Genomic DNA, 22,469 nt, shown 5'->3' with positions numbered 1-22,469 from the left:
GTATACCTGCCGCCCCCGGGCCATCCGGAGGGACCGCGCGCGCGGGTGGGACAACGCCGCCCGGGGCCGAAGGCTACCCGGCGCCTATAATGGGCGCCCCCCGAACCACGCCCGCGCATGGACCCCGACTCCCAGGCCGCCCCGCCCCGCCCCGCCCTGCCGCTCTCCGAGGTCCAGGCCCATGTCGCCGCCGACATGGCCGCGGTCGACGCCCTGATCCGCCGCCGTCTGGCCTCCGACGTGGTCCTGGTCAACCAGGTGGCCGAGCACATCGTCGCCGGCGGCGGCAAGCGCCTGCGTCCGATGCTGCTGCTGCTTGCCGCCCGGGCGCTCGGCCACCAGGGCCCGGACGCGCACCAGCTGGCGGCGGTGGTGGAGTTCATCCACACCTCGACCCTGCTGCACGACGACGTGGTCGACGAATCCGACCTGCGCCGCGGCCGCAGCACTGCCAATGCGGTGTTCGGCAATGCCGCCAGCGTGCTGGTCGGCGACTTCCTGTACTCGCGCAGCTTCCAGCTCATGGTCGAGCTGGGCTCGATGCCGATCCAGGAGATCCTGGCCGACACCACCAACCGCATCGCCGAGGGCGAGGTGCTGCAGCTGCTGCACGTGCGCAATCCGGACGTGGACGAGGCCGCCTACCTGCGGGTGATCGAGCGCAAGACCGCGATCCTGTTCGCCGCCGCCACCCGCCTGGGCGCGTTGCTGTCCGGCGCAAGCGACGAGGTGCAGCAGCGCCTGCACGATTACGGGCTCAACCTCGGCATCGCCTTCCAGATCGCCGACGACGTGCTCGACTACAGCGCCGACGAGGCCGCGCTCGGCAAGCACCTGGGCGACGACCTGGCCGAAGGCAAGATGACCCTGCCGCTGATCCACGCCATGGCCCGCGCCGACGACGCCCTGCGGGCGCGCCTGCGCACGATCGTGGAAGCGGGGGACGTGGACGCGCTGGAGGAGGCGGTGGCCGCGATCCACGCGAGCGGCGGCCTCGACTACAGCATCGCCCGCGCCCGCGAATACGCCGCGCTGGCCGAGGCCGCGCTCGACGGCCTGGACGACGGCCCCTCCGTGGCCGCCCTGCGCGGCCTGGTCCGGCACGCCGTCGACCGCGGCGCCTGAGGCGCCTCCAACACTGTAGGAGCGGCTATAGCCGCGACCGGATCTTGCGGGTACCCCGATCGCGGCTATAGCCGCTCCTACACGGTCCTTCGAGCGAGGGTCAGGCCGGATTCGAGGCCGAAATGCCGAGCCCCGGAATCGCGGCGATCGCCTCCGGATCGAAGCCGCCCAGGCGCGCGAAGTCGCGGCCGCGCTCGACGTAGTCGCGGTAGGCGCCGAAGCTCGGCGCGCCCGGCGAGAGCAGCATGACCTCGCCCGCGGCCGCGTCGCCGTCGCCGTCGCCGTCGCCGCCATCGCTCCCGCCGCGACCGCCGCCGCGGGTCGCCAGCGCATGGCGTGCCGCCTCCACCGCGCTGGCCAGGTCGCCGGCCGCGCGCAACGCGAAGCCGCCGGCCTCCGCCATCTCCGCCAGCAGCGCATGGATGCGCGGCCCGTTGTGGCCCATGGTCACGATCACCGAGGGCGCCTGGCGGCGCATTTCCGCGGCGAAGCCCGACCAGTCCAGCCCGCGATCGTGTCCGCCCACCAGCAGTGCGACGCGGCGGTCGCGATACACGTCGAGCGCGGCGAGCGTGGCGTGCGGGGTGGTGCTGATCGAATCGTTCACCCAGGCGATGCCGTCGCGCTCGCCGAGCGGCTGCAGGCGGTGTGGCAGCGGGCGGAAGCCGCGCACCGCCGGCGCCAGCGCCGCCGCGTCATGCCCCAGCGCCTCGATCGCCGCCAGCGCGGCGCAGAGGTTGCCGCGGTTGTGGCGCCCGGGCAGCGGCACGCCGCGGGTATCGAACAGGGCGGTATCGCCGCGATGGAGCACGTCGCCGCGCAGGTGCCAGCCGTCCTCGCGGCCGTACCAGCGCAGCGTGGTCGCCGGATCCAGCCCGGCGGCGAGTCGCGCCAGCCGGGGGTCCGTGGCGTTCAGCACCGCCACGCGCGGCCTGGCCCGCGTCACCAGCGCCAGCTTGTCCTCGACGTAACGGTCCTCGCTGCCATGCCAGTCGAGGTGCTCGGGGAAGATGTTGGTCACCACCGCCACGTCCGGGCGAACGCCGCCCGCGGCGACGTCGCCGGTCTGGTAGCTCGACAGCTCCACCGCCCAGGCATCGGCCCGGTCGTCCAGCACCTCGAGCAGCGGCAGGCCGATGTTGCCCGCCAGCGCCGTGCGCACGCCGCCGGCGCGCAGCAGGTGCGCGAGCAGCGCGGTCGTGGTGCTCTTGCCCTTGGTCCCGGTCACGCACACGACGCCGCGGGCCACCTCGCCGTCGGCCACGCGCTCGCCGAACCACAGCGCCGTGCCGCCGATGAAGGCCGTGCCGGCGTGCGCCGCGACCAGCGCCTCCGGCCGATAGGGGCTGATGCCCGGCGACTTCACCACCACCTCGAATCCCGACAGGGCGCCGGCGCTGGCATCCGTCTCGACCGCCAGCAGGCCGTCGCCCAGAGCGTCCGCGGCCACGGCCTCCTCGACGCTGCAGAACAGCGTCAGCGGCTGCGCCGGCAGCCGCGCGCGCAGCGCCTGGTAGGCGGCGCGTCCCTCGCGTCCCCAGCCCCAGAGCGCGACCCGCCGGCCCTCAAGCTGCGAAATACGCATGCAGGCGGCTCCAGACGACCTCGGGGATGCCGTGCTCGGGATCGGGCACCAGCAGCGGCGCGATCGCCAGGTCCTCGCCGCCGAGCTGCGGCAGGATCACCTCGCGGAAGCGCACGACCACCGCGTCCTCGCGCCACTCCGGGCGCGCCGCCAGGGCGGCCATCGCCGCGCGAGATTCGCGCGCCTCGCCCACGCACTCGAAGGGCTTGTGGTCGCGGTACTCCATCAGCGCGTCGTAGCCCGGCACCTGCGCCTCGTCGTCGAGCAGGTTGCGCCCGAAGATGCCCACCAGCCTGGGCTTGGGCATGAACGGCGCCAGCGCCAGGAAGACGAAGTGGCACTTCGGGCAGACGCCGCACCAGCGGCTGGTCGGACGTTCGCCGAGCAGGTGGAAGTTGCGGTTGCAGCTGGAGAACCAGGCGTCGTAGCGGTCGATCTTCGCGAACTGGCGGGCCACCGCCAGCTCCGACAGCGGCCGCAGCAGCGAGTAGTAGCGCAGGTCGGCGGCGACCTCGCGCTGGAGGTAGCCCGCCAGCGCCTGTTCGAACGCCCAGCCCTTCGACCACTGGTGGTTCACCTCGCCGGTGCCCTCGATCAGGCTGCCGTAGCTGGCCGAGCGCTCGTTGGAGAACACCACCTGGTCCGCGTCGAGCACGATGGCGGCGAAGGCGAGGATCGCCGAGTTGATCGCGGTCACCGGGATATGGCCGTTGTACGCGCCCTGGCGGTTGTACTCGAACAGCTCCGGCGCCAGCTGGCGCTGGATATTGAGCGTAGGCAGCCCGGTGCGCGCGGCGCAGGCGGCGATCAGCTGCGAGCCGCCAATCCAGGCCACGGTCTGCGCGATGCCGGCGGCGCGCAGCGCCTCGATCGAGACCAGCGAGTCCTTGCCGCCGCCGATGGCGACCAGGGCGTGCCGGCGCAGGCCGAGCGGCTTGGCCCCGGCAGCGGATGCGGTGTCCGCAGCGTCCGTGCGCGGGAAGCGGATCCGGCCGTGCAGCTCCAGCCCGTTGCGGTAGGCGAACTCGCCCAGCCCCTGCAGGTACACGTCCTCCAGCAGCGCCGCGGTCGCCCCGTCGATGCCATAGCCGTCGATGCGGATGTCGCGCGGCACGGCCGCCTTGTAGTAGCTGACGCCGGCGACCAGGTGCAGCAGGCGCAGCGCCTGCATCGCCGCGCGCGCGCGCGCGGCGTCGAGCGCGAACGGCGCGCCCGGCAGGGTCACGGTTTCCACCAGGTCGGGGCCGTCGTCGAAGGCATAGGCCAGGCGCGCGACGCCGGTGTCGGCATCGAAGCCGCAGTCGACGAAGCGGAAGGTCCGGATCGCCTCGCGATCGAACACGTTGTTCATTGCTCGGTCTCCACGAGCACGCTTTCTGCAGGCAGCGCGCGCAGGTTGTAGGTGTTCGCCATGGCCATGCCGTAGGCGCCGGCGTCGGCGACCAGCAGCACGTCGCCGGGGGCGGTGTCGGAAGGCAGCGGCCGGTGCTGGCCGAGCACGTCGCCGGATTCGCAGATCGGACCCACCACGTCGAAGGCCACAGGCTCGCCGCCGTCGCCGCGCGACAGGTTGTGGATGTCGTGCCAGGCGTCGTAAAGCGTCGGCCGCATCAGCGCGTTCATGCCCGCGTCGGCGCCGACGCGGCGGATTCCGCCCTTCTCCACCACCTGGGTCGCGGTGAGCAGCAGCACGCCGGATTCGGCCACGAGGAAGCGGCCGGGCTCGATCGCCAGCCGGTAGCCCGGATAGGCCGCCTTGACCTCGGCCAGGCCCGCGGCCCAGCCGTCGAGGTCGAAGGGTTCGTCGTCCTCGCGGTAGGGAATCGGCAGGCCGCCGCCGATGTCGATGGTGTCGATGCTGCCGATGCGACCGGCGATCCCGCCGAGCTCGTCGCAGACCGCGCGCCAGTGGTCGGGGGTATCGACGCCGCTGCCCAGGTGCGCGTGCAGGCCGGTCACGCGCACGTCCAGCACGCGCGCGGCTTCGAGGAAGGCTTCGACACGGTCCACCTGCAGGCCGAACTTCGACGCCAGGCCGCCGGTGACCACCTTCGCGTGGTGGCCGTCGCCGCGGCCCAGGTCGACCCGCAGCCACAGCGCGCGGCCGCGGAACACGTGCGGCCAGCGCTGCAGCGCCTCGACGTTGTCCAGGGTGACGTTGACGCCGCGCGCGAAGGCGTCGGCGTACTCGTCGACCGGCGCGAAGCTCGGCGTGAACAGCACGCGCGCCGGATCGAGGCCCGGCAGCGCCGAGAACACGTGCGCCAGCTCGCCGGCCGAGACGCACTCCAGGCCGAAGCCCTCCTCCACCAGCACCCGCAGGATGTCCGGGTGCGGATTGGCCTTGATCGCGAAGAAGCGCCGGTCCACCGCCTGCACCGCGCGGAGCTGGCGCGCGCGGGCGCGCACCGTGCCGAGGTCGTACGCATAGCGCGGCGTGCCCCCGGCGGCCAGCGCCAGCAGCTCGGCGCGCCGGCCTTGCCACCAGGGTGCCGGGCGGCGGCGCAGCCGGCCCTCGAGCTCGCGCCAGCGCGGGCCGAAGACCTCGGCCTCGCGCACCGGCATGGCGCCGCTGGCGATCAGCCCGTCGTGCAGCTCCTGCATCAGGCCATCGGCGTCGGCCTCGTCGATCACGAAGGTCAGGTTGAGGTCGTTGGACGACTGCGAAATCAGGTGCACGCGCTCGCGGTCAAAGGTCGCCCAGACGCCGGACAACCGGTGCAGCAGCGAGCGCATGCCGCGTCCGACCAGGGTGATCGCGCTGCAGGGCGCGATCACCTTCAGCCGGCAGCTGCGGGCGAGGTCCTCGGAGAGCCGCGCGATCACGTCGGTGCTGACCAGGTTCTCGTTCGGGTCCAGCGACACGGTCACGTTGGTTTCCGAGGAACCGATCAGGTCGACCGAGAGCCCGTGGCGGCGGAAGCATTCGAAGACGTCGGCGAGGAACCCGACCTGCTGCCACATGCCCATGGTTTCCATCGACACCAGCACCACACCGTCGCGGCGGCAGATGGCCTTGACCCCGGGCACGGTGTCCGGGCCGCCGTCGATGCGGGTTCCGGGCAGGTCCGGGCGCGCGGTGTCGAGGATCGCGATCGGCACGCCGGCCTCGCGGCAGGGCTTGATCGCGCGCGGATGCAGCACCTTGGCCCCGGTGGTGCAGATCTCCTGCGCCTCGGCATAGTCCAGGCGCGTGAGCAGGCGCGCGTCGGGCACCTCGCGCGGGTTGGCGCTGAACATGCCGGGCACGTCGGTCCAGATCTCGACGCGCTCCGCGCCCAGCAGCGCGCCGAAGCAGGCGGCCGAGGTGTCGGAGCCGCCGCGACCGAGGATGGCGCTGCCGCCGTCCTCGTGCCGCGCGATGAAGCCCTGGGTCAGCAGCATCGGCGCCGGCTGCGCGGCGAAGCGCGCGCGCCAGTCGGCATCGGCCTCGCGCCGGCAGGCCACCGACAGCCGCCGCGCCCAGTCGTTCTGGTTGGGCAGGGCCACGGCGTGCAGCCAGTCGCGCGCGTCGCACCAGCCGAAGGCCAGGCCACGGGCGCGCAGGTAGGCGGCGCCGAGCGTCGACGACAGCAGTTCGCCCTGGGCCAGCACCTCCGCCTGCCAGTCCAGCGGACGGCGCGTGGCGCGCGGCTCGGCCACCAGGGTGCGCAGCACGTCCAGGCGTTCGTCGATCACCGCGGGGTCGAGGTCCAGCGCCGCCGCGAAGGCGCGGTGCCGCTCGACCAGGGCATCGACCTGCGCCCGCGCGTCGCCCGCGCCCTCGCTGATCGCGGTGAGCGCATTGGTCACGCCCGACAGCGCCGAGACCACCACCAGCACGCGACGGCCCTCGGCCGCGCGCCCGGCGGCCAGGCGGCCGATGGTGTCCCAGCGTTCGCGCGAGGAGACCGAGGTGCCGCCGAACTTGAGCACGATCCAGGGTTCGGGTCGGGAATTGGCGTGCATGGGAATCCGCGTGGCCCGGGGATCGGGCAAGGCCTGCGATTCTAGCGCCGCGCGGCCGGCCGGCCAGCGCCGTCGCGGCTACACTGGCGCGCCCCGCGATGGACCCCGAGATGCCCGCCTGTCCCTACGTCCAGCTCGACGTCTTCGGCGACCGCCCCGGCGCCGGCAATCCGCTCGCCGTCGTGCCCGACGCCCGCGGCCTCAACGATGCCGACATGCAGGCGATCGCGCGCTGGACGCGGCTGCCGGAAACGACCTTCGTCTTCCCCTCCCCCACGCCGACCGCCGACTACGCGGTGCGCATCTTCAGCCCGCGCCGCGAGGTGCCGTTCGCCGGCCACCCCAGCGTCGGCACCGCGCACGTGCTGCTCGATCGCGGCCTGGTGGCCGCGCGCGACGGCGTACTGGTGCAGTCCTGTGCTGTCGGCGAACTGCCACTGCGCGTGGATGGCGAGGGCCGCAAGCGGACCGTGGCCGTGCGCACGCCGCGGGCCAGCGTGGTGGAAGTGGCCGAGGCCGCCGACCCGCGCCTGCGCGACGCGCTGGCGGGTCTCGCCACCGGCCAGCTGCCACCGGTACTGATGGATGGTGGCCGCCGCTGGTGGCTGGCCGAGCTGCGCGACGAGGCCGAGCTGCGATCGGCGGTGCCCGACTGGGCGGCGATCAGCGCGCTGGCCGAGGCCAGCGGCAGCATGGGCCTGTGCGTGTTCGCGCGCAGCGAGGACCCGGTCTATTACCTGGCGGTGCGCGCCTGGGTCGGCGCCACCGGCACCTTCGAGGACGTGGCCTCGGGCGCCGCCAACGCGACCCTGGCGGCGTGGCTCGCCGAGCGCGACGCGCTCCCCGGCGACGGCGGCTTCTACCGCATCAGCCAGGGCCGCGAGGTCGGACACGACGCGATCATCGAGCTGCGCGTGGACGAAGCCGGCGAAGTCTGGTCCGGCGGGCGCGCGCGCACGGTGGTGAACGGCACGCTGGACTGGTGACGCACGCCGGGGCGACATCCCACCTGTAGGAGCGGCCATGGCCGCGATCGGCGCTTGCGAAAGACTCCGGCCAGGGCGATCGCGGCTGTAGCCGCTCCTACAGCTGCTCCTGCAAGGGTGGTTTGGCTTCCCTGTAGGAGCGGCCATGGCCGCGATCGGCGCTTGCGAAAGACTCCGGCCGGGGCGATCGCGGCTTTAGCCGCTCCTACAGCCGCGCTTGCAGGGGTGTCTTTGCTTCGTAGACGGGCTTGCCGTCGACCCAGGTCGAGCGCACCTGCAGCGCATCGAGCTCGCCCGACGGCACCGCCAGTGGATCGCGGTCGAGGATCACGAAGTCCGCGCGCAGCCCCGGCGCCAGCCGGCCGACCCGGTCCTCGTCGAACGCCGCCCAGGCCGCGCCCGCGGTGAAGCCATGCAGCGCTTCGGCTGCGGTCAGCGCCTGTCCCGGCAGCCAGCCGCCAGGCGGCTGCCCATGCACGTCCTGGCGCGTCACCGCGGCGAGCAGGCCCAGCCGTGGATCGGCGAACTCCACCGGGAAATCCGAGCCCAGCGCCAGCGGCACGCCGGCCTCGACAAAGCTGCGCCAGGCGTAGGCGCCGGCCAGCCGCGCCTCGTTCAGGCGGTCGCCGGCCCAGCCCATGTCGGACGTCGCGTGGGTCGGCTGCATCGACGCCACCAGGCGCAGCCCGGCGAAGCGCCCGATGTCGCCCGGCGCCATCACCTGCGCATGTTCGACGCGCCAGCGATGGTCGATGCCGGCGCGCTCGCCCAACACGCGCGCATAGGTGTCGAGCACGATGCGGTTGCCGCGATCGCCGATGGCATGCGTCGCCACCTGCAGGCCGCAGTCCTGCGCGCTGCGCACCGCGGCCTCGAAGCCGGCCTCGTCCTGCACCAGCAGGCCGCGGTTGCCGGGGTCGTCGCTGTAGTCCTCGATCAGCGCGGCGCCGCGGCTGCCAAGCGCGCCGTCGATCATCAGCTTGACGCCGCGCATGTCCAGCCGCCCCGACGGATGGCGATAGGCCCCGTCGCGGCAAACCGCCGCGATTGCCCCTGCACCGCGGCTGGCATAGGCCTGCACGCGCACGCTCAGCGCGCCGCGGTCGGCAAACCGGCGCATCAGCGCGAAGCCGTCGTCGCTGCTGCCCATGTCGTGCACGCCGGTCAGGCCGAGGCTCGCCACGTGTTCCAGCGCGCGCGCGAAGGCCTGCTCCTGCCACTGCGCGTCAGGCTCGGGCGCGGCGGCGTAGACCAGGTTGGCGGCCATGTCGACGAAGACGCCGGTCGGCTTGCCGTCCTCGCGCAGCACCAGGCCGCCATCGGGCTGCCAGTCGCCCGCGAGGTCGCGTTCGATCGCACGCATCGCCGCGCTGTTGGCCCAGGTGGCGTGGCCATCGATGCGCTCCAGCACCACGGGGCGGTCCGGGAAGGCGGCGTCGAGCACGGCCGCCGTCGGGAAGGCGGTGTCGGGCCACAGGTTCTGGTCCCAGCCGCGACCCATCAGCCAGGCCTCGGCCGGCAGGTCCCGCGCAAACGCCTGCAGCCGCTCGACGACTTCATCCGTGCTGCGCGCGCCGACGAGGTCGGCCTGCATCAGCGCATGCCCGAGTCCGACCAGGTGCGCATGGGCGTCGATCAACCCCGGGATCACCGTGGCATCGCCGGCGTCGATGCGTTCCGCCCCGGGATGCCGCGCGGCCAGCGCCGCGGCGTCGCCAACGGCCACGAGGCGACCCTCCGCATCCCAGACGATCGCCGTGGCGACCGGCGTCGTCGCGTCGGACGTGTGGATGCGCGCGGCGGTCAGCAGCCGCTCGCCATCGGCCGCGACGGAAGGTGCGGACAGCGCCAGGAGGATGCCCATGGAGACGGGCGCGAGGACGGCGGGATGGATGCGGCGCATGCGGCGGACTCCATGGAGGATCCGCCGACTATGTCCACGATCGTCGTGCAGGGCAATGCCGAACCCGCGTGCGACCGACCCGCGCGCCTACTCCGGGCGCACGTCCACCCGCACGCGGATGGTGTCGCCGGGGTGGTATCCGGTGCGCGTACTGTACTGGCGGCCGCCGTACTCGTAGGTCACGTCGTAGGCCTCGACGCCGCCGTAGCGCTCGCCGGCCGCATCGCCCACCGGCACCGGATCGCAGACCGTGACCTGCCCCGTGCGCGCGTAGCGGTCGCGCCGGGCCGCATCGTAGATCTCGCGTCCGGCCATGCCGCCGACCATCGTGCCCAGGGCGGACGTGGCGTAGCGGCCGGAGCCGCCACCTACCTTGCTGCCCAGCACGGCGCCGACCACGCCGCCAACGACGGTCGCGACCATGCGGCCGTTCGCGTCGCGCCGGTCGCTGCCGTAGCGGTCATACGCATCGCCATCGCGGCCGTAGCGGTCAGCGCCATAGGGGTCGCGATAGCCATCGCGGCCATCGTCCTCCACGTAGGAGTCCTGGCGGGTCCGGCAGCGCGGGTCGGACGTGGCCACGCGGCCGTCGTCGAACACCGGGTCCACGCGCAGCACGCGCGCGTCGTCGTAGTAGCCGTCCTGCCCGGCGCCGTCGCGGTCGTATTGCCCATGGCGGTCATACCGCGGAACGCCGGAGTCGAAGCCCAGCGCCTGCGCCGGGGCAGGACCGGCGACAAGCGCAAGGCCGAGGGCGAGGACGGACGCGACTGGACGCATGGCAGGACTCCCCGCGCCAAAAGGGCGCAGCGCAGCCACGCTAGGTCCTGGGCGCTAACGCGAGGCTGAACCGGACGGCCCGGGCTCCGGCATCAGGCCCCTTCATTCATCCTGCGGCGCGTCAGAACGTCAAAGCAGTTCCGCCTCCAGCGTGATCGGCACCGCCGACAGCGCCTTGGACACCGGACAGTTGGTCTTCGCGTCGTCGGCCACCGCGCGGAACCTGGCCTCGTCGATCCCCGGCACCCTGGCCCTGGTATAGAGCCGAATCGCGCTCATCGTCGGCCCACCCTCCATCGACAGGTCGACTTCCGCGCGCGAGTCGAGCGACTCGGCCGGATGGCCCGCCTCGGCCAGCGCATTGGCCAGCGCCATGGTGAAGCAGCCGGCATGCGCGGCGGCGATCAGCTCTTCGGGGTTGGTGCCCTTTTCGTCGCCGAAGCGGCTGTTGAAGCCGTAGCGCGTGTCCTGCATCAGTCCGCTGGCGGGGGTACTGATCGTGCCGCGGCCGGACTTGAGGTCGCCCTCCCAGTGCGCCGTGGCCTTGCGTGAGATTCCCATGTGTCTGCTCCTCTTTGCGTCGGCCTGCCACCGTAGGGCCGCCGTCGTTACGCGGGTGTCTGCCGCCGCGGATGCTGCGTCGCAACGCGACGCCCGCGCGGCGGCCGCGCTACTGTGCGGTGCCGCCATGACCGCCCGCCGCTCGCAGGCCCGGTCGCAGCATGCGACGGACAGCCATGACGTCCTTTCCATCCCAGCCAGGGAGAAACGGACCCATGTCCCATGCAACGGAAACCCTCCGCAACGTGGCCCTTGCAGGCCATCCCGGCGCCGGCAAGACCACCCTGTTCGAAGCCCTGCTGCATGCCGGCGGCACCCTCCAGGCGGCAGGCAGCATCGAACGCGGCAGCACCGTGTCCGACTTCGATCCCCAGGAGCGCACGCGCGGCCACTCGATCGACGCGGCGATCGCGGCCGTCGAGCACGCCGCACCCGATGGCACGCGCGTCCACCTCAACCTGCTCGACACGCCCGGCTATCCGGATTTCCGCGGCGCGGCGCTGTCGGCGCTGTCGGCGGCGGACACGGTGGCGGTGGTGGTCGATGCGGCCGCCGGCATCGGCCACGGCACGCGGCGGATCATGGACCACGCCGCGCGACGTGGACTGTGCCGCGCGGTCGTGGTCAACCGCATCGACGCCGAGGGCGCCGACTGCGCACGCCTGCTCGACGAACTGCGCGCGGAATTCGGCCCCGTCGTGCTGCCGGTCAACCTGCCCGCAGGCGGCGGCACCCGCGTGGTCGACTGCTTCGCCGGCGAGGGCGGCGACAGCGACCTCGGACCGGTGGCCGACTGGCACCGGCGCATCCTCGACCAGGTGGTCGAGGTCGACGAATCGGTGATGGAGCACTACCTCGACGGCGGCGAGGGCGCGCTGGGCCGCCAGGAACTGCATGACGCCTTCGAACAGTGCCTGCGCGAGGGCCACCTGGTGCCGGTGTGCTTCGCGTCGGCACGGACCGGGACGGGCGTGGCCGAACTGCTCGACGCCATCGCCAGCCTGTTCCCGCATCCGGGCGAGGCCAACCCGCCGCCGTTCCGCCGCGGGGTGGGCGACGCGACCGAAGCGGTCGCATCGCGACCCGATCCGTCGGCGCACGTGATCGCGGACATCTTCAAGATCGTCAACGACCCCTTCGTCGGCAAGCTGGGCATCTTCCGCGTGCACCAGGGCACGGTCAGGCGCGACCAGCCGCTGTACGTCGACGACGGCCGCAAGCCTTTCAAGGTCGCGCACCTGTACCGCATCCACGGCCGCGAGCACATCGAGATCGAGCAGGCGGTGCCCGGCGACATCGCCGCGGTGGCCAAGGTGGACGAGTTGCACTTCGACGCCGTGCTGCACGACAGCCACGACGAGGACCACATCCACCTGGCGCCGATGGAATACCCGCGGCCGATGTTCGGGCTGGCGGTCGAGGCCGGGAGCCGCGGCCAGGAACAGAAGCTGGCCACCGCGCTGCACAAACTCTCCGAGGAGGATCCCTGCTTCCAGGTCGAGCAGGACCCCGACACCCACGAGACGGTGGTGCGCGGGCTGTCCGAACTGCATCTGCGCATCCAGCTCGACCGCCTGCGCGAGCGCCACGGCGTCGAGGTGCAGTCGCGCCCGCCACGCATCGCCTATCGCGAAACCATCGGTGGCACCGCCGAAGGCCACCACCGGCACAAGAAGCAGACCGGCGGCGCCGGCCAGTTCGGCGAGGTGATGCTGCGCGTCGAACCGCTTCCCCGCGGTGCCGGCTTCGAGTTCGTCGATGCGGTGAAGGGCGGCACCATCCCCGGGCAGTTCATTCCCGCGGTGGAAAAGGGCGTGCGCCAGGCACTCGCCAGCGGCGCCGTCGCCGGGCACCCGATCCAGGACGTGCGCGTCGTCGTGCACGACGGCAAGCACCACCCGGTCGACAGCAAGGAGGTCGCGTTCGCCACGGCCGGCCGCAAGGCCTTCCTGGACGCGGTGGCCAAGGCATCGCCGAAGGTGCTCGAACCGATCGTCGACCTGGTGGTGACCGCGCCCGACGTGCACATGGGCGACATCAGCGGCGGGCTTGCAAGCCGCCGCGCACGCATCGTCGGCACCGATGCCGCGCGCGGCGGCGACATCGTGGTCAAGGCCCAGGTGCCGCTGTCGGAACTCGATGGCTACCCCGCCGAGCTGCAGTCGGTGACCGCGGGACGCGGGCGTTATTCCCTTGATTTCAGCCATTACGAGCCGGTCCCGGCGCCGCTGCAGCAGAAGCTCGCCGAGGCCTGGCACCCTGGCCACGAGGACGATTGACACGGCCCCAGGATGCCAACGCCTGCGAAACCCTAGGTTTTCTGCGCTTTCCCACTTGGCGCAGCCCCGGGCATGCCCTACATTGCATTTGCCGACGGGGTCGGCCGACATCCCATCTACCGATAAACGGAATCACACTCACATGGCGAAGAAAGCAACCAAGGCGGTGAAGAAAGCCGCCCCGAAGAAGGCCGCCGCCGCTGCCAAGCCGGCCGCCGCTCCGAAGGCGATCAAGGAAGCCCTGACCAAGTCGGGCCTGGTGTCCCACATCGCCGAGTCCACCGGCGTCGCCGCGAAGGACGTCCGCGCGGTGATGTCCGCGCTGGAAGGCGCGGTGCATGGTTCGATCAGCAAGAAGGGCGTCGGCAGCTTCACCCTGCCCGGCCTGCTGAAGATCACGTCGGTCAAGGTGCCCGCCAAGGCGAAGCGCAAGGGCATCAACCCCTTCACCAAGGAAGAGCAGTGGTTCGCCGCCAAGCCGGCCTCGGTCAAGGTGAAGGTGCGCCCGCTGAAGAAGCTCAAGGACGCCGCCGTCTGATCGCGACGCGCCACCGCTTCGAACTGCTCGGGACGGCATTGCCGTCCCGAGTCGTTTCCGGGGTCCGCAACGCGGCCCAGACGCCGCCTCGTGCATGCTTGGCGCGTCCCGGCAGCACGCCGGCCCCGCAAACCATGTCCTGGAACGCGAATGAACCTGCAAGGCTTTCTTGACCATCTCCTGAAGTCCCAGTCCTCTCCCGCCGGCAGCGGCGGGCAGTCGCCGGCCGGCGGCCTGCTCAACGCCGACTTCGGCAAGGGCGCGATCAGCGGTGGCGCGCTCGGCCTCCTGCTCGGCAAGAACAAGACCACGCGCAAGCTGGCCACCTATGGCGGGCTTGCCGCGATCGGGGTGATGGCCTACCGCGCCTACGGCGACTACCAGGCGCAGCAGGGTGCGACGGGCGTCCAGCCGCAGACGGTCGACCGCCTGCCGCCGCCGCAGGCCGCCCTGCACAGCGAGGCGATCCTGCGTGCACTGGTGGGCGCGGCGAAGGCCGACGGCCACATCGACGAACGCGAGCGCGGCGTCATCGAGGGCGAATTCGCCCGCCTCAACCCCGACCGCGACGTGCAGCAGTGGCTGCACGTCGAACTGGCCAAGCCGCTGGATCCCGCGGACGTCGCACGCGCCGCGGCCACGCCGGAGATCGCCTCGGAGATGTACCTCGCCAGCCTCATGGCCGCGGACGAGCAGAACTTCATGGAGCGCGCCTACCTCGACGAGCTCGCGCGCCAGCTCGGGATCGACGACGCGCTGCGCCGGCGCCTCGAGCACGAGCTCCAGCGCGCCTGAGGATGCGCGGCCTCCTGCGCCTGGCCATCTGGCTGCTGGTGCTGGCCGCGCTGGCGGTCATCGCCGACTGGGCCTGGCGACAGCCCTTCATGGCCAGGCCGCGGACGCTGTGGGAGCTGTCGCGGATGCCGCCGCCCGCGGCGGTGGCCATGCCGGTCGACGGCGTCGAGGCCCGCCGGGTGGCCGATACCTTCGGTGCCCCGCGCGGGCGCGACCGCACGCACCAGGGCGTGGACATCTTCGCCGCGCGCGGGACCGACGTGCTCAGCGCGACGCGCGGCATCGTGTCGTCGGTGCGCGAGGGCGGCCTCGGCGGGCGCCAGGTCTGGGTGCTCGGCCCGGCGGGCCAGCGCCACTACTACGCGCATCTCGACGACTGGGCGCCGGGCCTGGCGGAAGGTGACGTCGTCGCCGAAGGCAGCGTGCTCGGCAGCGTCGGCGACACCGGCAACGCGCGCGGCACGCCACCGCACCTGCACTACGGGATCTACGCCAGCGACGGCGCCATCGACCCGCTGCCGCTGCTGCGCGCCGCGACCGGAACCGCGGACGCGGCCGCGTCGGCACCCGCACCGTGATCGACGCCGCCTGCCCTTGGCGCTAGGCTTCGACAGTCGCGCAGGCATGCACGGGGGACGATGGATGGACAAGCGCTTCTGGATCTGCGGGATCGTCGTGGCCGCCGCCGCGCTGATCCTCGGCATGCTCGTCCACGGCGTGCTGCTGCGCGCGGACTACCAGGCGATGGCGGCGCTTTACCGCAGCCAGGAACAGGCCAACGCCCATGCGGCCTGGGTGCTGCCGGCCTACCTGCTGCTGGGCCTCGCGATGACGTGGCTGTACCGGCGCATGCCCGCCAGCGACGGCATCGACCTCGCGCGCGGCGCGCGCTTTGGCCTGGCGATCGCGCTGGTCTCGTTCGTGCCCTGGCACATCCTGGCCTTCGTCGCCCAGCCGCTGCCGCTGTCGCTGATGCTGCGCCAGGTGGCGCTCGACCTGGCGGCCATGGTGCTGCTGGGACTGCTGCTGGCCTGGCTGCAGCCGCATCGCCGGGTCCTCATGCCGCTGCCCTGAGCAGCGCTGACGATGCGTTCATCGCGCGCGGGTATGGTTTGCCCCTGCATCCGCCGCCCGGTCCCGCCATGAGTCCTGCAAGCCCTCTCGTTCCCGTCCTGCTGTGCCTGGCCCTGGCGGCCTGTGGCGGCAAGCAGGAGGTTGCGCCGGGCGCGGCGGCGGGCGGCGACGCACTCGAGGCGCTGCCGGCCCCGCAGGCCATCGGCTCGGTCACCGGCATGCCGGATGGTCCGGGCCCTGGCGACGTGCCACTTGGCGGTTCGCAGGCCGCGGCAACGACGGCGGACGGCGTGGCGATGGTGGTGCCGATTCCCGGAGTCGCGTCACTCGACGGCCTGCCGCCGCTGGAAGACGAACCGGAAGCCGGACTGGTTGCCGGCGACCCGCCGCTGGTGCTGGTGGGCGAGCCGCCGGCCCCGCTGGCCGATGCGTCGCCTGCGCTGCCCGCCGCGGTCGACGCCGCGGAGCCGGCGGCCGGCGAGGCCGTCGCCGTGGTCCGCGCCTACTACGCCGCGATCGCCGCCGGCCAGTACGCGCAGGCCTATGCGCTGTGGTCGGACGGCGGCCGCAGCAGCGGCCAGACGCCGCAGCAGTTCGCCGCCGGCTTCGCCGACACGCGTGCCGTCAGCGTGCAGCCGGGTGAGCCGGGTCGCGTGGAAGGCACGGCCGGGTCGCGCCATGTCGAAGTGCCGGTCTCGGTCACCACCACCCGCGCCGATGGCCGCGAACAGCGCTACGTGGGCGCCTACGTCCTGCGCCGGGCGACGGCCGACGGCGCCAGTGCCGGGCAGCGCGCATGGCGCATCGCCTCGGCCGAGCTGCGCGAATACCAGCCCTGAGCCGGCCTACAGCCCGATGCGCGATCAGCGCTTCGGCTGCAGCATCGTCCCGGTGCACTTCGCGGAGCCGCAGCGGCAGCCCCACAGCTTCTTCAGCTTGGGCGTGTGCCGCTCGTCGAGCACGATGCCGTAGTTGTAGGTCAGCTCTTCGCCCGGCTTGATCCGCCGCAGGGCCTCGATGAACACCTTGTCCTTGTGCCGCCGGTCGCGATCGTCCTCTTCGACCACCGCCTCGCAGTTGGGCGAGCAGCTGTGGTTGATCCAGCGCGCGACGCCGCTGTCGAGGTTGCCGTCGATGACGTAGTCGTCGTTGAGGGTGAACAGGAACGTATGGCCATTCTCGTCGAGTTCGCCGTATTCCTCGTCGACCTCGTCATGGGTCCGCAGCCGGCCCTTGTAGCGAACGATGCGCTCGCCCTTCTCGATGACCTCGGTGGCGAAGACGCCGTTGCCGTGGATCTCCGAGCGGCGGGCGACGATCTTCTTGCTCTTCGTCCTGTCGGACGTGTCCTTGCTGGCCATCGGCGACTTCGTCTCGCAGTGGAAAGCACCATTGTGGCCGTGGCGCTGCCGGTGCGCCACCGAGCGCGTGCGACAGCCCCGGCCGCCGCGCAAACCTGTCGTTCAGCGATCCGCTTGGACGCGCGCAGGCAAAAGCGTACAATTTCGGTCCTGATTGAAGGAATCCCGGATGCTGCGCGTCACCCGACTCACCGACTACGCCACCGTGGTGCTGACCGTGCTCGCCACGGAGCCCGATCGCGTGCTCAGCGCGGTGGAGCTGGCGGAGCGATCGGGGCTGGAACCACCGACCGTGAGCAAGGTGCTCAAGCCGCTGGCGCAGGCCGGCCTGCTCGAAGCGTTCCGCGGCGCGCATGGCGGCTACCGCCTGTCGCGGCCGGCCTCGGAGATCAGCCTGATCGCGATCGTCGAGGCCATGGAGGGTCCGCTGGCGATGACCGAGTGCAGCCTCGAGGACGTCAGCTGCGGCATCGCCGGGCAGTGTGGCGCGCGCGCCAACTGGCGGCGCATCAACGACATCGTGGCCGACGCCCTGCGTGGCGTCAGCCTGGCGCAGATGTTCGAAGCGCCATCCCACCCCGAATCCGAGGCCGGAGCGCCGCGTCGCATCCCCGCCCGCCTCGCCACCGTTTGAATACCAGGCAGCCCGCAATGGCCACCCAGATCGAAGCACCCACCGAAGACTCCGTCATCGACCGTCCGCTCCAGAACGAGGCGATCCACGAGCAGCTCGGCCGCAAGTACGAGGCCGGGTTCGTCACCGACATCGAGTCGGACTCGCTCCCGCCCGGCCTGGACGAGGACACCGTCCGCGCCCTGTCCGCGATCAAGGAAGAGCCCGAGTGGATGACCGAATGGCGCCTGGCGGCCTACCGCCACTGGCTGACCATGCCGGTCCCGCACTGGGCGAAGCTGTCGATCGCGCCGATCGACTTCCAGGCGATCAGCTACTACTCCGCGCCCAAGGGGCCGAAGTACGCGTCGCTCGACGAGGTGCCGCAGGAACTGCTCGACACCTACGACAAGCTCGGCGTGCCGCTGCACGAGCGCGCGAAGCTCGCCGGCGTGGCCGTGGACGCGGTCTTCGACTCGGTTTCGGTCGGCACCACCTTCCGCAAGGAACTTGCGGAGAAGGGCGTGATCTTCTGCTCGATGTCCGAAGCGATCCGGGAGTACCCGGACCTGGTGCGCAAGTACCTCGGCACCGTGGTGCCGGTAGGTGACAACTACTTCGCGGCGCTGAACTCGGCGGTGTTCTCGGACGGCTCGTTCGTGTTCATCCCCAAGGGCGTGCGCTGCCCGATGGAGCTCAGCACCTATTTCCGCATCAACGCCGGCCACACCGGCCAGTTCGAGCGCACGCTGATCATCGCGGAGGAGCGCTCGCACGTGTCCTACCTCGAGGGCTGCACCGCGCCGATGCGCGACGAGAACCAGCTGCACGCGGCAGTGGTGGAGCTGGTCACGCTCGATGACGCCGAGATCAAGTATTCGACGGTGCAGAACTGGTATCCCGGTGACGAGAACGGCGTCGGCGGCATCTACAACTTCGTCACCAAGCGCGCCGAGTGCCGTGGTGCGCGCAGCAAGGTGATCTGGACCCAGGTCGAGACCGGTTCGGCGATCACCTGGAAGTATCCGAGCTGCGTGCTGCTGGGCGACGACTCGTCTGGCGAGTTCCATTCCGTGGCCCTCACCCACCACCGCCAGCAGGCCGATACCGGCACCAAGATGATCCACCTCGGCAAGCGCACCAAGTCGAAGATCATCAGCAAGGGCATCAGCGCAGGCCACGGCCAGAACACCTACCGCGGCCTGGTGAAGGTCGGTTCCGGCGCCGAGGGTGCGCGCAACTACACCCAGTGCGACAGCCTGCTGATCGGCAAGACCTGCGGCGCGCACACCTTCCCCTACATCGAGGTGAAGAACCCGAGCGCCACCGTCGAGCACGAAGCCACGACCTCGAAGATCAGCGACGACCAGATGTTCTATTGCCGCAGCCGCGGGCTGGGCGAAGAGGATGCGGTCAGCCTGATCGTCGACGGCTTCTGCAAGCAGGTCTTCCGCGAGCTGCCGATGGAGTTCGCGGTGGAGGCGAAGAAGCTGCTCGAGGTGAGCCTGGAAGGGTCGGTGGGCTGAGGCCATCGCCTCGCGACCGGGAAGGCGATCGCGGCCGTGGCCGCTCCTACACAAACACACCACATCAGGATCCCGCGGGATCCAGCAGGGATTTGAAATGCTCAAGATCAGCAACCTCCACGCCACCGTCGGCGACGGCCGCGAAATCCTCAAGGGCCTCGAGCTCGAGGTGAAGCCGGGCGAAGTCCACGCCATCATGGGTCCGAACGGCGCCGGCAAGTCGACGCTGGGCAACATCATCGCCGGGCGGGATGGCTACGAGGTCACCGCCGGCGGCGTCGAATTCGAGGGCGCCGACCTGCTGGCGCTGGAGCCCGAGGAGCGCGCCGCGGCCGGCGTGTTCCTGGCCTTCCAGTACCCGGTCGAGATCCCGGGCGTAAACAACACCTACTTCCTGCGCAGCGCGCTTAACGCGCAGCGCAAGGCGCGCGGCGAAGAGGAGCTGGATTCGATGCAGTTCCTGAAGGTGGTGCGCGAGAAGCTCGGCGTGCTGCACCTCGACGACAAACTGCTGCACCGCGGCGTCAACGAAGGCTTCAGCGGCGGCGAGAAGAAGCGCAACGAAATCTTCCAGATGGCGGTGCTGCAGCCGAAGCTGGCGATCCTTGACGAGACCGACTCCGGCCTCGACATCGATGCCCTGCGCCAGGTCGCCGACGGCGTCAACGCGCTGCGTTCGCCCGACCGCGCCTTCCTGGTGATCACCCACTACCAGCGCCTGCTCGACTACATCAAGCCCGACCGCGTCCACGTGCTGGCCGACGGCCGCATCGTCGAGTCCGGCGGCCCGGAGCTGGCCCTGCAGCTCGAAGCCCAGGGCTACGAGTGGCTGCGCGAACGCAAGGTGCCGGAGGCGGTGGCGTCATGACCGCACTGCTCGACTCCCTGTCCACCGGCTTCAGCGGCGATGGCGCGCGGCGCGCAGCGCTTGACGCCGCGCTGCGCGACGGCCTGCCGCACGCGCGCAGCGAAGCCTGGAAATACACCTCGCTGCGCGCGCTGGAGCGCCGCGGCTTCTCGCCCACGGTGCTGGCGCACGCAGCGGTCGATCCTGCGCTGGTGGCCGGCATTCCCGCGCCGCGGCTGGTGTTCGCCAACGGTCGCTACGACGCCGCGCTCTCCGACATCTCCGGCCTTCCCGAAGGCGCGCGCCTGCTGACGATGGCCGGGGCGCTGGCGGATCCGGACCCGCGCGAGAGCAACGTGCTTGCCCGCAGCTACGAGCGCGCCGACGAAGTCTTTGCCCGCCTCAACGCCGCGCTGGCCGACGATGGCGCTGTTCTGCGCATCGCCGAGGACGTGGTGGTCGAACCGCCGGTGCACCTGGTCTTCATCGGCCTGCCCGCCGAGGGCGACCTGGCCTGGCATTCGCGCCACCTGCTGGAGCTGCGCCGCAACGCATCGGCGACCGTGGTCGAGCACCACATCGCCGGTGGCGAGCACGCCCATCTCGGCAACGCGATCGCGCACGTCCACCTCGCGGCCGGCGCCACGCTGCGCCACGCACGCGTGCAGGAGGAGTCACCGCGCGCCACTCTGTTCACCCGCACCGATGCGGTGCTGGCGCGCGAGTCCAGCTACCGCCGCCTCGACCTCGAGCTGGGCGCCGCACTCTCGCGCCACGAGCTCAACGTGCGTCTGGAAGGCGACCGCGCCGAGCTCGTGGCGAACGGCGTGCTGCTGGCCTCGGGCCGCCGCCACCTTGACACCCGCCTGGGCATCGAGCACATCGCCCGCGACACCCGCTGCGAACTGGGCTGGCGCGGCATGGCCGCAGGCCGCGGCCGCGCCGTGTTCCATGGCGGCATCGAGATCCGCGAAGGCGCCGACGGCACCGATGCGCGCCTGTCGAACAAGAACCTGCTGCTGTCCGACACCGCCGAGATCGACACCCAGCCGGTGCTGGTGATCCACGCCGACGAGGTGACCGCGGCGCACGGCGCCACCGTGGGCGAGCTGGATGCCGACGCGATGTTCTACCTGCGCACGCGCGGGCTCCCGGAGCCTGAAGCGCGCGCGCTCCTGACCGCCGCCTTCGTGCGCGAACCGCTGCTCTCGGTGGTGCAGGCGCCGGCGATGCGCGAGATGCTGGAAGCGCGGCTGGACCGGGCCATCGACGCGCAGGCGCTGGGATGAGCCTGCCTGGCGAGCAGGCCACGCCGGGTTCCACCGTGGACTGGGCAGCCGTCAGGGCCGAATTCCCGCTGCTGCAGCGCGAGGTCCACGGCAAGCCGCTGGTCTACTTCGATTCCGCCAACACCGGGCAGAAGCCGGCGACGGTGATCACGGCGGTCAACGATTTCTACAGCCGCCACAACGCCAACGTCAGCCGCGCCGTGCACCAGCTGGGCAGCGAGGCGACGGAAGCCTACGAAGGCGCGCGCGCGAAGCTGGCCCGTTTCATCAACGTCCGCGCGGACGACCTGGTCCTCACCAGCGGCACCACCTTCGCGATCAACCTGGTCGCGTATTCGTGGGCGCTGCCGCGGCTGAAGGCCGGCGACACGATCCTGCTCACGCGGATGGAGCACCACGCCAACATCGTGCCCTGGCAGCTGGTGGCGCAGCGCACCGGCGCGCGGATCGAGGTGGTGGACCTGCTGCCCGACGGCAGCCTCGACCTTGCCATGCTGCGCGCGAAGATGACCGGCGACGTGACATTGCTCGCCGTCGCCCACGTCAGCAACGTGCTGGGCACCGTCAATCCGGTCGCCGACATCTGCCGCGAGGCCCGCAAGCGCGGCATCGTTACCGTGGTCGATGGCTCCCAGGCCCTGCCGCACCGCCCGGTCGACGTCGCCGCCATCGGCTGCGACTTCTACGCGCTCACCGGCCACAAGATGTGCGCGCCCACCGGCACCGGCGCCCTGTGGGCGCGTCGCGAGCACCTCGAGGCCATGCCGCCCTTCATCGGCGGTGGCGAGATGATCAAGGAAGTGCGGCTGGACGGCGGCACCGTGTTCAACGATCCGCCGCGCAAGTTCGAGGCCGGCACGCCCAACATCGCCGGCTTCGTCGGCCTGGGCGCGGCGGTCGACTATCTTTCCGGCATCGGCATGGCGGAGGTCGAAGCGCGCGAGCAGGCGCTGCTGGCGCACCTCGACGAGGAATTCGCCAGGGTCGACGGCCTGCGCGTCTTCGGCACCGCGCCGGGCAAGGCCGCGGTGGTGTCCTTCGCCATCGACGGCGTGCATTCGCACGACCTCGCGACGCTGCTCGACCTCGAGGGCATGGCGGTGCGCTCCGGCCAGCACTGCGCGCACCCGCTGCTGGAGTGGCTGGGCGTCACCGCCACCTGCCGCGCATCGCTGGCCTTCTACAACACCCACGACGAGATCGAGGCGTTCATCGTGGCGCTGCGCAAGGTGCGCCGCCTGCTGGCGTGACGCTATCGG

Annotated in this window: 20 protein-coding genes; 13 read left to right on the top strand and 7 right to left on the bottom strand. The window is 71.6% G+C overall.

The genetic code is table 11. The features are described from left to right. The first annotated feature begins 117 nt into the window (after positions 1-117). Positions 118-1,125 (top strand): polyprenyl synthetase family protein, encoded by a 1,008-nt coding sequence (locus JG616_RS05320; RefSeq protein ID WP_199360538.1) that lies wholly within the window; start codon positions 118-120, stop codon positions 1,123-1,125. Between the two features lie 100 nt (positions 1,126-1,225). Here the strand turns inward: JG616_RS05320 and murD are convergent, their stop codons facing one another. The 3 genes from murD to JG616_RS05305 are packed head-to-tail and all read right to left on the bottom strand — an operon-like array spanning position 1,226 to position 6,658. Next, entirely contained in the window at positions 1,226-2,710 is a 1,485-nt protein-coding gene (murD, locus tag JG616_RS05315; RefSeq protein WP_199391882.1) for a UDP-N-acetylmuramoyl-L-alanine--D-glutamate ligase, read from the bottom strand. Next, positions 2,691-4,061: a UDP-N-acetyl-alpha-D-muramoyl-L-alanyl-L-glutamate epimerase gene (gene murL / locus JG616_RS05310; protein ID WP_199360534.1), complete on the bottom strand. Its 1,371-nt coding sequence runs from the start codon at positions 4,059-4,061 to the stop codon at positions 2,691-2,693. The genes murD and murL overlap by 20 nt, the downstream gene beginning before the upstream one ends. Beyond that, entirely contained in the window at positions 4,058-6,658 is a 2,601-nt protein-coding gene (locus tag JG616_RS05305) for a bifunctional aspartate kinase/diaminopimelate decarboxylase (protein ID WP_199391881.1), read from the bottom strand. The genes murL and JG616_RS05305 overlap by 4 nt, the downstream gene beginning before the upstream one ends. A gap of 110 nt (positions 6,659-6,768) precedes the next feature. On the opposite strand from JG616_RS05305, the gene JG616_RS05300 reads away from it, so the two are divergent. After that, positions 6,769-7,644 (top strand): PhzF family phenazine biosynthesis protein, encoded by an 876-nt coding sequence (locus JG616_RS05300; RefSeq protein ID WP_199391880.1) that lies wholly within the window; start codon positions 6,769-6,771, stop codon positions 7,642-7,644. A gap of 205 nt (positions 7,645-7,849) precedes the next feature. On the opposite strand, the gene JG616_RS05295 is transcribed toward JG616_RS05300, so the two are convergent. The 3 genes from JG616_RS05295 to JG616_RS05285 all read right to left on the bottom strand — a co-directional run bounded on the left by JG616_RS05295 (position 7,850) and on the right by JG616_RS05285 (position 10,888). Next, positions 7,850-9,547 carry an amidohydrolase gene (locus JG616_RS05295; RefSeq protein WP_199391879.1) on the bottom strand — a complete coding sequence of 566 codons (1,698 nt, stop codon included), beginning with the start codon at positions 9,545-9,547 and terminating at the stop codon, positions 7,850-7,852. Between the two features lie 87 nt (positions 9,548-9,634). Next, the gene (locus tag JG616_RS05290) at positions 9,635-10,327 is read right to left on the bottom strand and encodes a glycine zipper 2TM domain-containing protein (protein WP_199391878.1); all 693 of its coding nucleotides are present in this window, start codon (positions 10,325-10,327) and stop codon (positions 9,635-9,637) included. Between the two features lie 129 nt (positions 10,328-10,456). Beyond that, positions 10,457-10,888 (bottom strand): OsmC family protein, encoded by a 432-nt coding sequence (locus JG616_RS05285; RefSeq protein ID WP_199391877.1) that lies wholly within the window; start codon positions 10,886-10,888, stop codon positions 10,457-10,459. Between the two features lie 215 nt (positions 10,889-11,103). Between JG616_RS05285 and fusA the strand changes: the two genes are divergently transcribed. The 6 genes from fusA (at position 11,104) to JG616_RS05255 (ending at position 16,413) form a co-directional block, all read left to right on the top strand. Further along, positions 11,104-13,167 carry an elongation factor G gene (fusA, locus tag JG616_RS05280; protein WP_199360526.1) on the top strand — a complete coding sequence of 688 codons (2,064 nt, stop codon included), beginning with the start codon at positions 11,104-11,106 and terminating at the stop codon, positions 13,165-13,167. A gap of 142 nt (positions 13,168-13,309) precedes the next feature. After that, positions 13,310-13,705: an HU family DNA-binding protein gene (locus tag JG616_RS05275; protein ID WP_199360523.1), complete on the top strand. Its 396-nt coding sequence runs from the start codon at positions 13,310-13,312 to the stop codon at positions 13,703-13,705. A 150-nt stretch (positions 13,706-13,855) separates the two neighbouring features. Further along, positions 13,856-14,500, top strand: a complete 645-nt coding sequence (locus tag JG616_RS05270) for a tellurite resistance TerB family protein (protein WP_199391876.1) — start codon at positions 13,856-13,858, stop codon at positions 14,498-14,500. A 2-nt stretch (positions 14,501-14,502) separates the two neighbouring features. Further along, positions 14,503-15,078 (top strand): M23 family metallopeptidase, encoded by a 576-nt coding sequence (locus JG616_RS05265; protein WP_199360519.1) that lies wholly within the window; start codon positions 14,503-14,505, stop codon positions 15,076-15,078. Positions 15,079-15,142: 64 nt separating this feature from the next. Continuing rightward, positions 15,143-15,574 (top strand): hypothetical protein, encoded by a 432-nt coding sequence (locus JG616_RS05260; protein ID WP_199360516.1) that lies wholly within the window; start codon positions 15,143-15,145, stop codon positions 15,572-15,574. A gap of 68 nt (positions 15,575-15,642) precedes the next feature. After that, on the top strand, positions 15,643-16,413 hold the full coding sequence (locus tag JG616_RS05255) for a hypothetical protein (protein ID WP_199360514.1): 771 nt from the start codon (positions 15,643-15,645) through the stop codon (positions 16,411-16,413). Positions 16,414-16,437: 24 nt separating this feature from the next. Here the strand turns inward: JG616_RS05255 and JG616_RS05250 are convergent, their stop codons facing one another. Continuing rightward, positions 16,438-16,935: an SET domain-containing protein gene (locus JG616_RS05250; protein WP_199360512.1), complete on the bottom strand. Its 498-nt coding sequence runs from the start codon at positions 16,933-16,935 to the stop codon at positions 16,438-16,440. Between the two features lie 169 nt (positions 16,936-17,104). On the opposite strand from JG616_RS05250, the gene JG616_RS05245 reads away from it, so the two are divergent. The 5 genes from JG616_RS05245 (at position 17,105) to JG616_RS05225 (ending at position 22,460) form a co-directional block, all read left to right on the top strand. After that, positions 17,105-17,569 carry an SUF system Fe-S cluster assembly regulator gene (locus tag JG616_RS05245; RefSeq protein WP_199391875.1) on the top strand — a complete coding sequence of 155 codons (465 nt, stop codon included), beginning with the start codon at positions 17,105-17,107 and terminating at the stop codon, positions 17,567-17,569. 17 nt (positions 17,570-17,586) lie between these two features. Continuing rightward, on the top strand, positions 17,587-19,074 hold the full coding sequence (gene sufB / locus JG616_RS05240) for a Fe-S cluster assembly protein SufB (protein ID WP_199391874.1): 1,488 nt from the start codon (positions 17,587-17,589) through the stop codon (positions 19,072-19,074). 97 nt (positions 19,075-19,171) lie between these two features. After that, positions 19,172-19,942, top strand: a complete 771-nt coding sequence (gene sufC / locus JG616_RS05235; protein ID WP_199391873.1) for a Fe-S cluster assembly ATPase SufC — start codon at positions 19,172-19,174, stop codon at positions 19,940-19,942. Then, positions 19,939-21,210 carry a Fe-S cluster assembly protein SufD gene (sufD, locus tag JG616_RS05230; protein ID WP_199391872.1) on the top strand — a complete coding sequence of 424 codons (1,272 nt, stop codon included), beginning with the start codon at positions 19,939-19,941 and terminating at the stop codon, positions 21,208-21,210. Before sufC ends, sufD begins: the two co-directional genes overlap by 4 nt. Next, complete coding sequence (locus JG616_RS05225; RefSeq protein WP_199391871.1) at positions 21,207-22,460, top strand: cysteine desulfurase; 1,254 nt, start codon at positions 21,207-21,209, stop codon at positions 22,458-22,460. Before sufD ends, JG616_RS05225 begins: the two co-directional genes overlap by 4 nt. Positions 22,461-22,469: the final 9 nt, after the last annotated feature.

This window comes from Luteimonas sp. MC1895 (assembly GCF_016457215.1).
Taxonomy (GTDB): domain Bacteria; phylum Pseudomonadota; class Gammaproteobacteria; order Xanthomonadales; family Xanthomonadaceae; genus Luteimonas.
The sequence above is the reverse complement of the archived record's forward strand: the minus strand, read 5'-3'. Positions and strand labels throughout refer to the sequence as shown.

Coding starts and splice junctions, on each gene's coding strand:
- JG616_RS05320 (WP_199360538.1), top strand. CDS start 118: ATGGACCCCGACTCCCAGGCCGCCCCGCCCCGCCCCGCCCTGCCGCTC.
- murD (WP_199391882.1), bottom strand. CDS start 2,710: ATGCGTATTTCGCAGCTTGAGGGCCGGCGGGTCGCGCTCTGGGGCTGG.
- murL (WP_199360534.1), bottom strand. CDS start 4,061: ATGAACAACGTGTTCGATCGCGAGGCGATCCGGACCTTCCGCTTCGTC.
- JG616_RS05305 (WP_199391881.1), bottom strand. CDS start 6,658: ATGCACGCCAATTCCCGACCCGAACCCTGGATCGTGCTCAAGTTCGGC.
- JG616_RS05300 (WP_199391880.1), top strand. CDS start 6,769: ATGCCCGCCTGTCCCTACGTCCAGCTCGACGTCTTCGGCGACCGCCCC.
- JG616_RS05295 (WP_199391879.1), bottom strand. CDS start 9,547: ATGCGCCGCATCCATCCCGCCGTCCTCGCGCCCGTCTCCATGGGCATC.
- JG616_RS05290 (WP_199391878.1), bottom strand. CDS start 10,327: ATGCGTCCAGTCGCGTCCGTCCTCGCCCTCGGCCTTGCGCTTGTCGCC.
- JG616_RS05285 (WP_199391877.1), bottom strand. CDS start 10,888: ATGGGAATCTCACGCAAGGCCACGGCGCACTGGGAGGGCGACCTCAAG.
- fusA (WP_199360526.1), top strand. CDS start 11,104: ATGTCCCATGCAACGGAAACCCTCCGCAACGTGGCCCTTGCAGGCCAT.
- JG616_RS05275 (WP_199360523.1), top strand. CDS start 13,310: ATGGCGAAGAAAGCAACCAAGGCGGTGAAGAAAGCCGCCCCGAAGAAG.
- JG616_RS05270 (WP_199391876.1), top strand. CDS start 13,856: ATGAACCTGCAAGGCTTTCTTGACCATCTCCTGAAGTCCCAGTCCTCT.
- JG616_RS05265 (WP_199360519.1), top strand. CDS start 14,503: ATGCGCGGCCTCCTGCGCCTGGCCATCTGGCTGCTGGTGCTGGCCGCG.
- JG616_RS05260 (WP_199360516.1), top strand. CDS start 15,143: ATGGACAAGCGCTTCTGGATCTGCGGGATCGTCGTGGCCGCCGCCGCG.
- JG616_RS05255 (WP_199360514.1), top strand. CDS start 15,643: ATGAGTCCTGCAAGCCCTCTCGTTCCCGTCCTGCTGTGCCTGGCCCTG.
- JG616_RS05250 (WP_199360512.1), bottom strand. CDS start 16,935: ATGGCCAGCAAGGACACGTCCGACAGGACGAAGAGCAAGAAGATCGTC.
- JG616_RS05245 (WP_199391875.1), top strand. CDS start 17,105: ATGCTGCGCGTCACCCGACTCACCGACTACGCCACCGTGGTGCTGACC.
- sufB (WP_199391874.1), top strand. CDS start 17,587: ATGGCCACCCAGATCGAAGCACCCACCGAAGACTCCGTCATCGACCGT.
- sufC (WP_199391873.1), top strand. CDS start 19,172: ATGCTCAAGATCAGCAACCTCCACGCCACCGTCGGCGACGGCCGCGAA.
- sufD (WP_199391872.1), top strand. CDS start 19,939: ATGACCGCACTGCTCGACTCCCTGTCCACCGGCTTCAGCGGCGATGGC.
- JG616_RS05225 (WP_199391871.1), top strand. CDS start 21,207: ATGAGCCTGCCTGGCGAGCAGGCCACGCCGGGTTCCACCGTGGACTGG.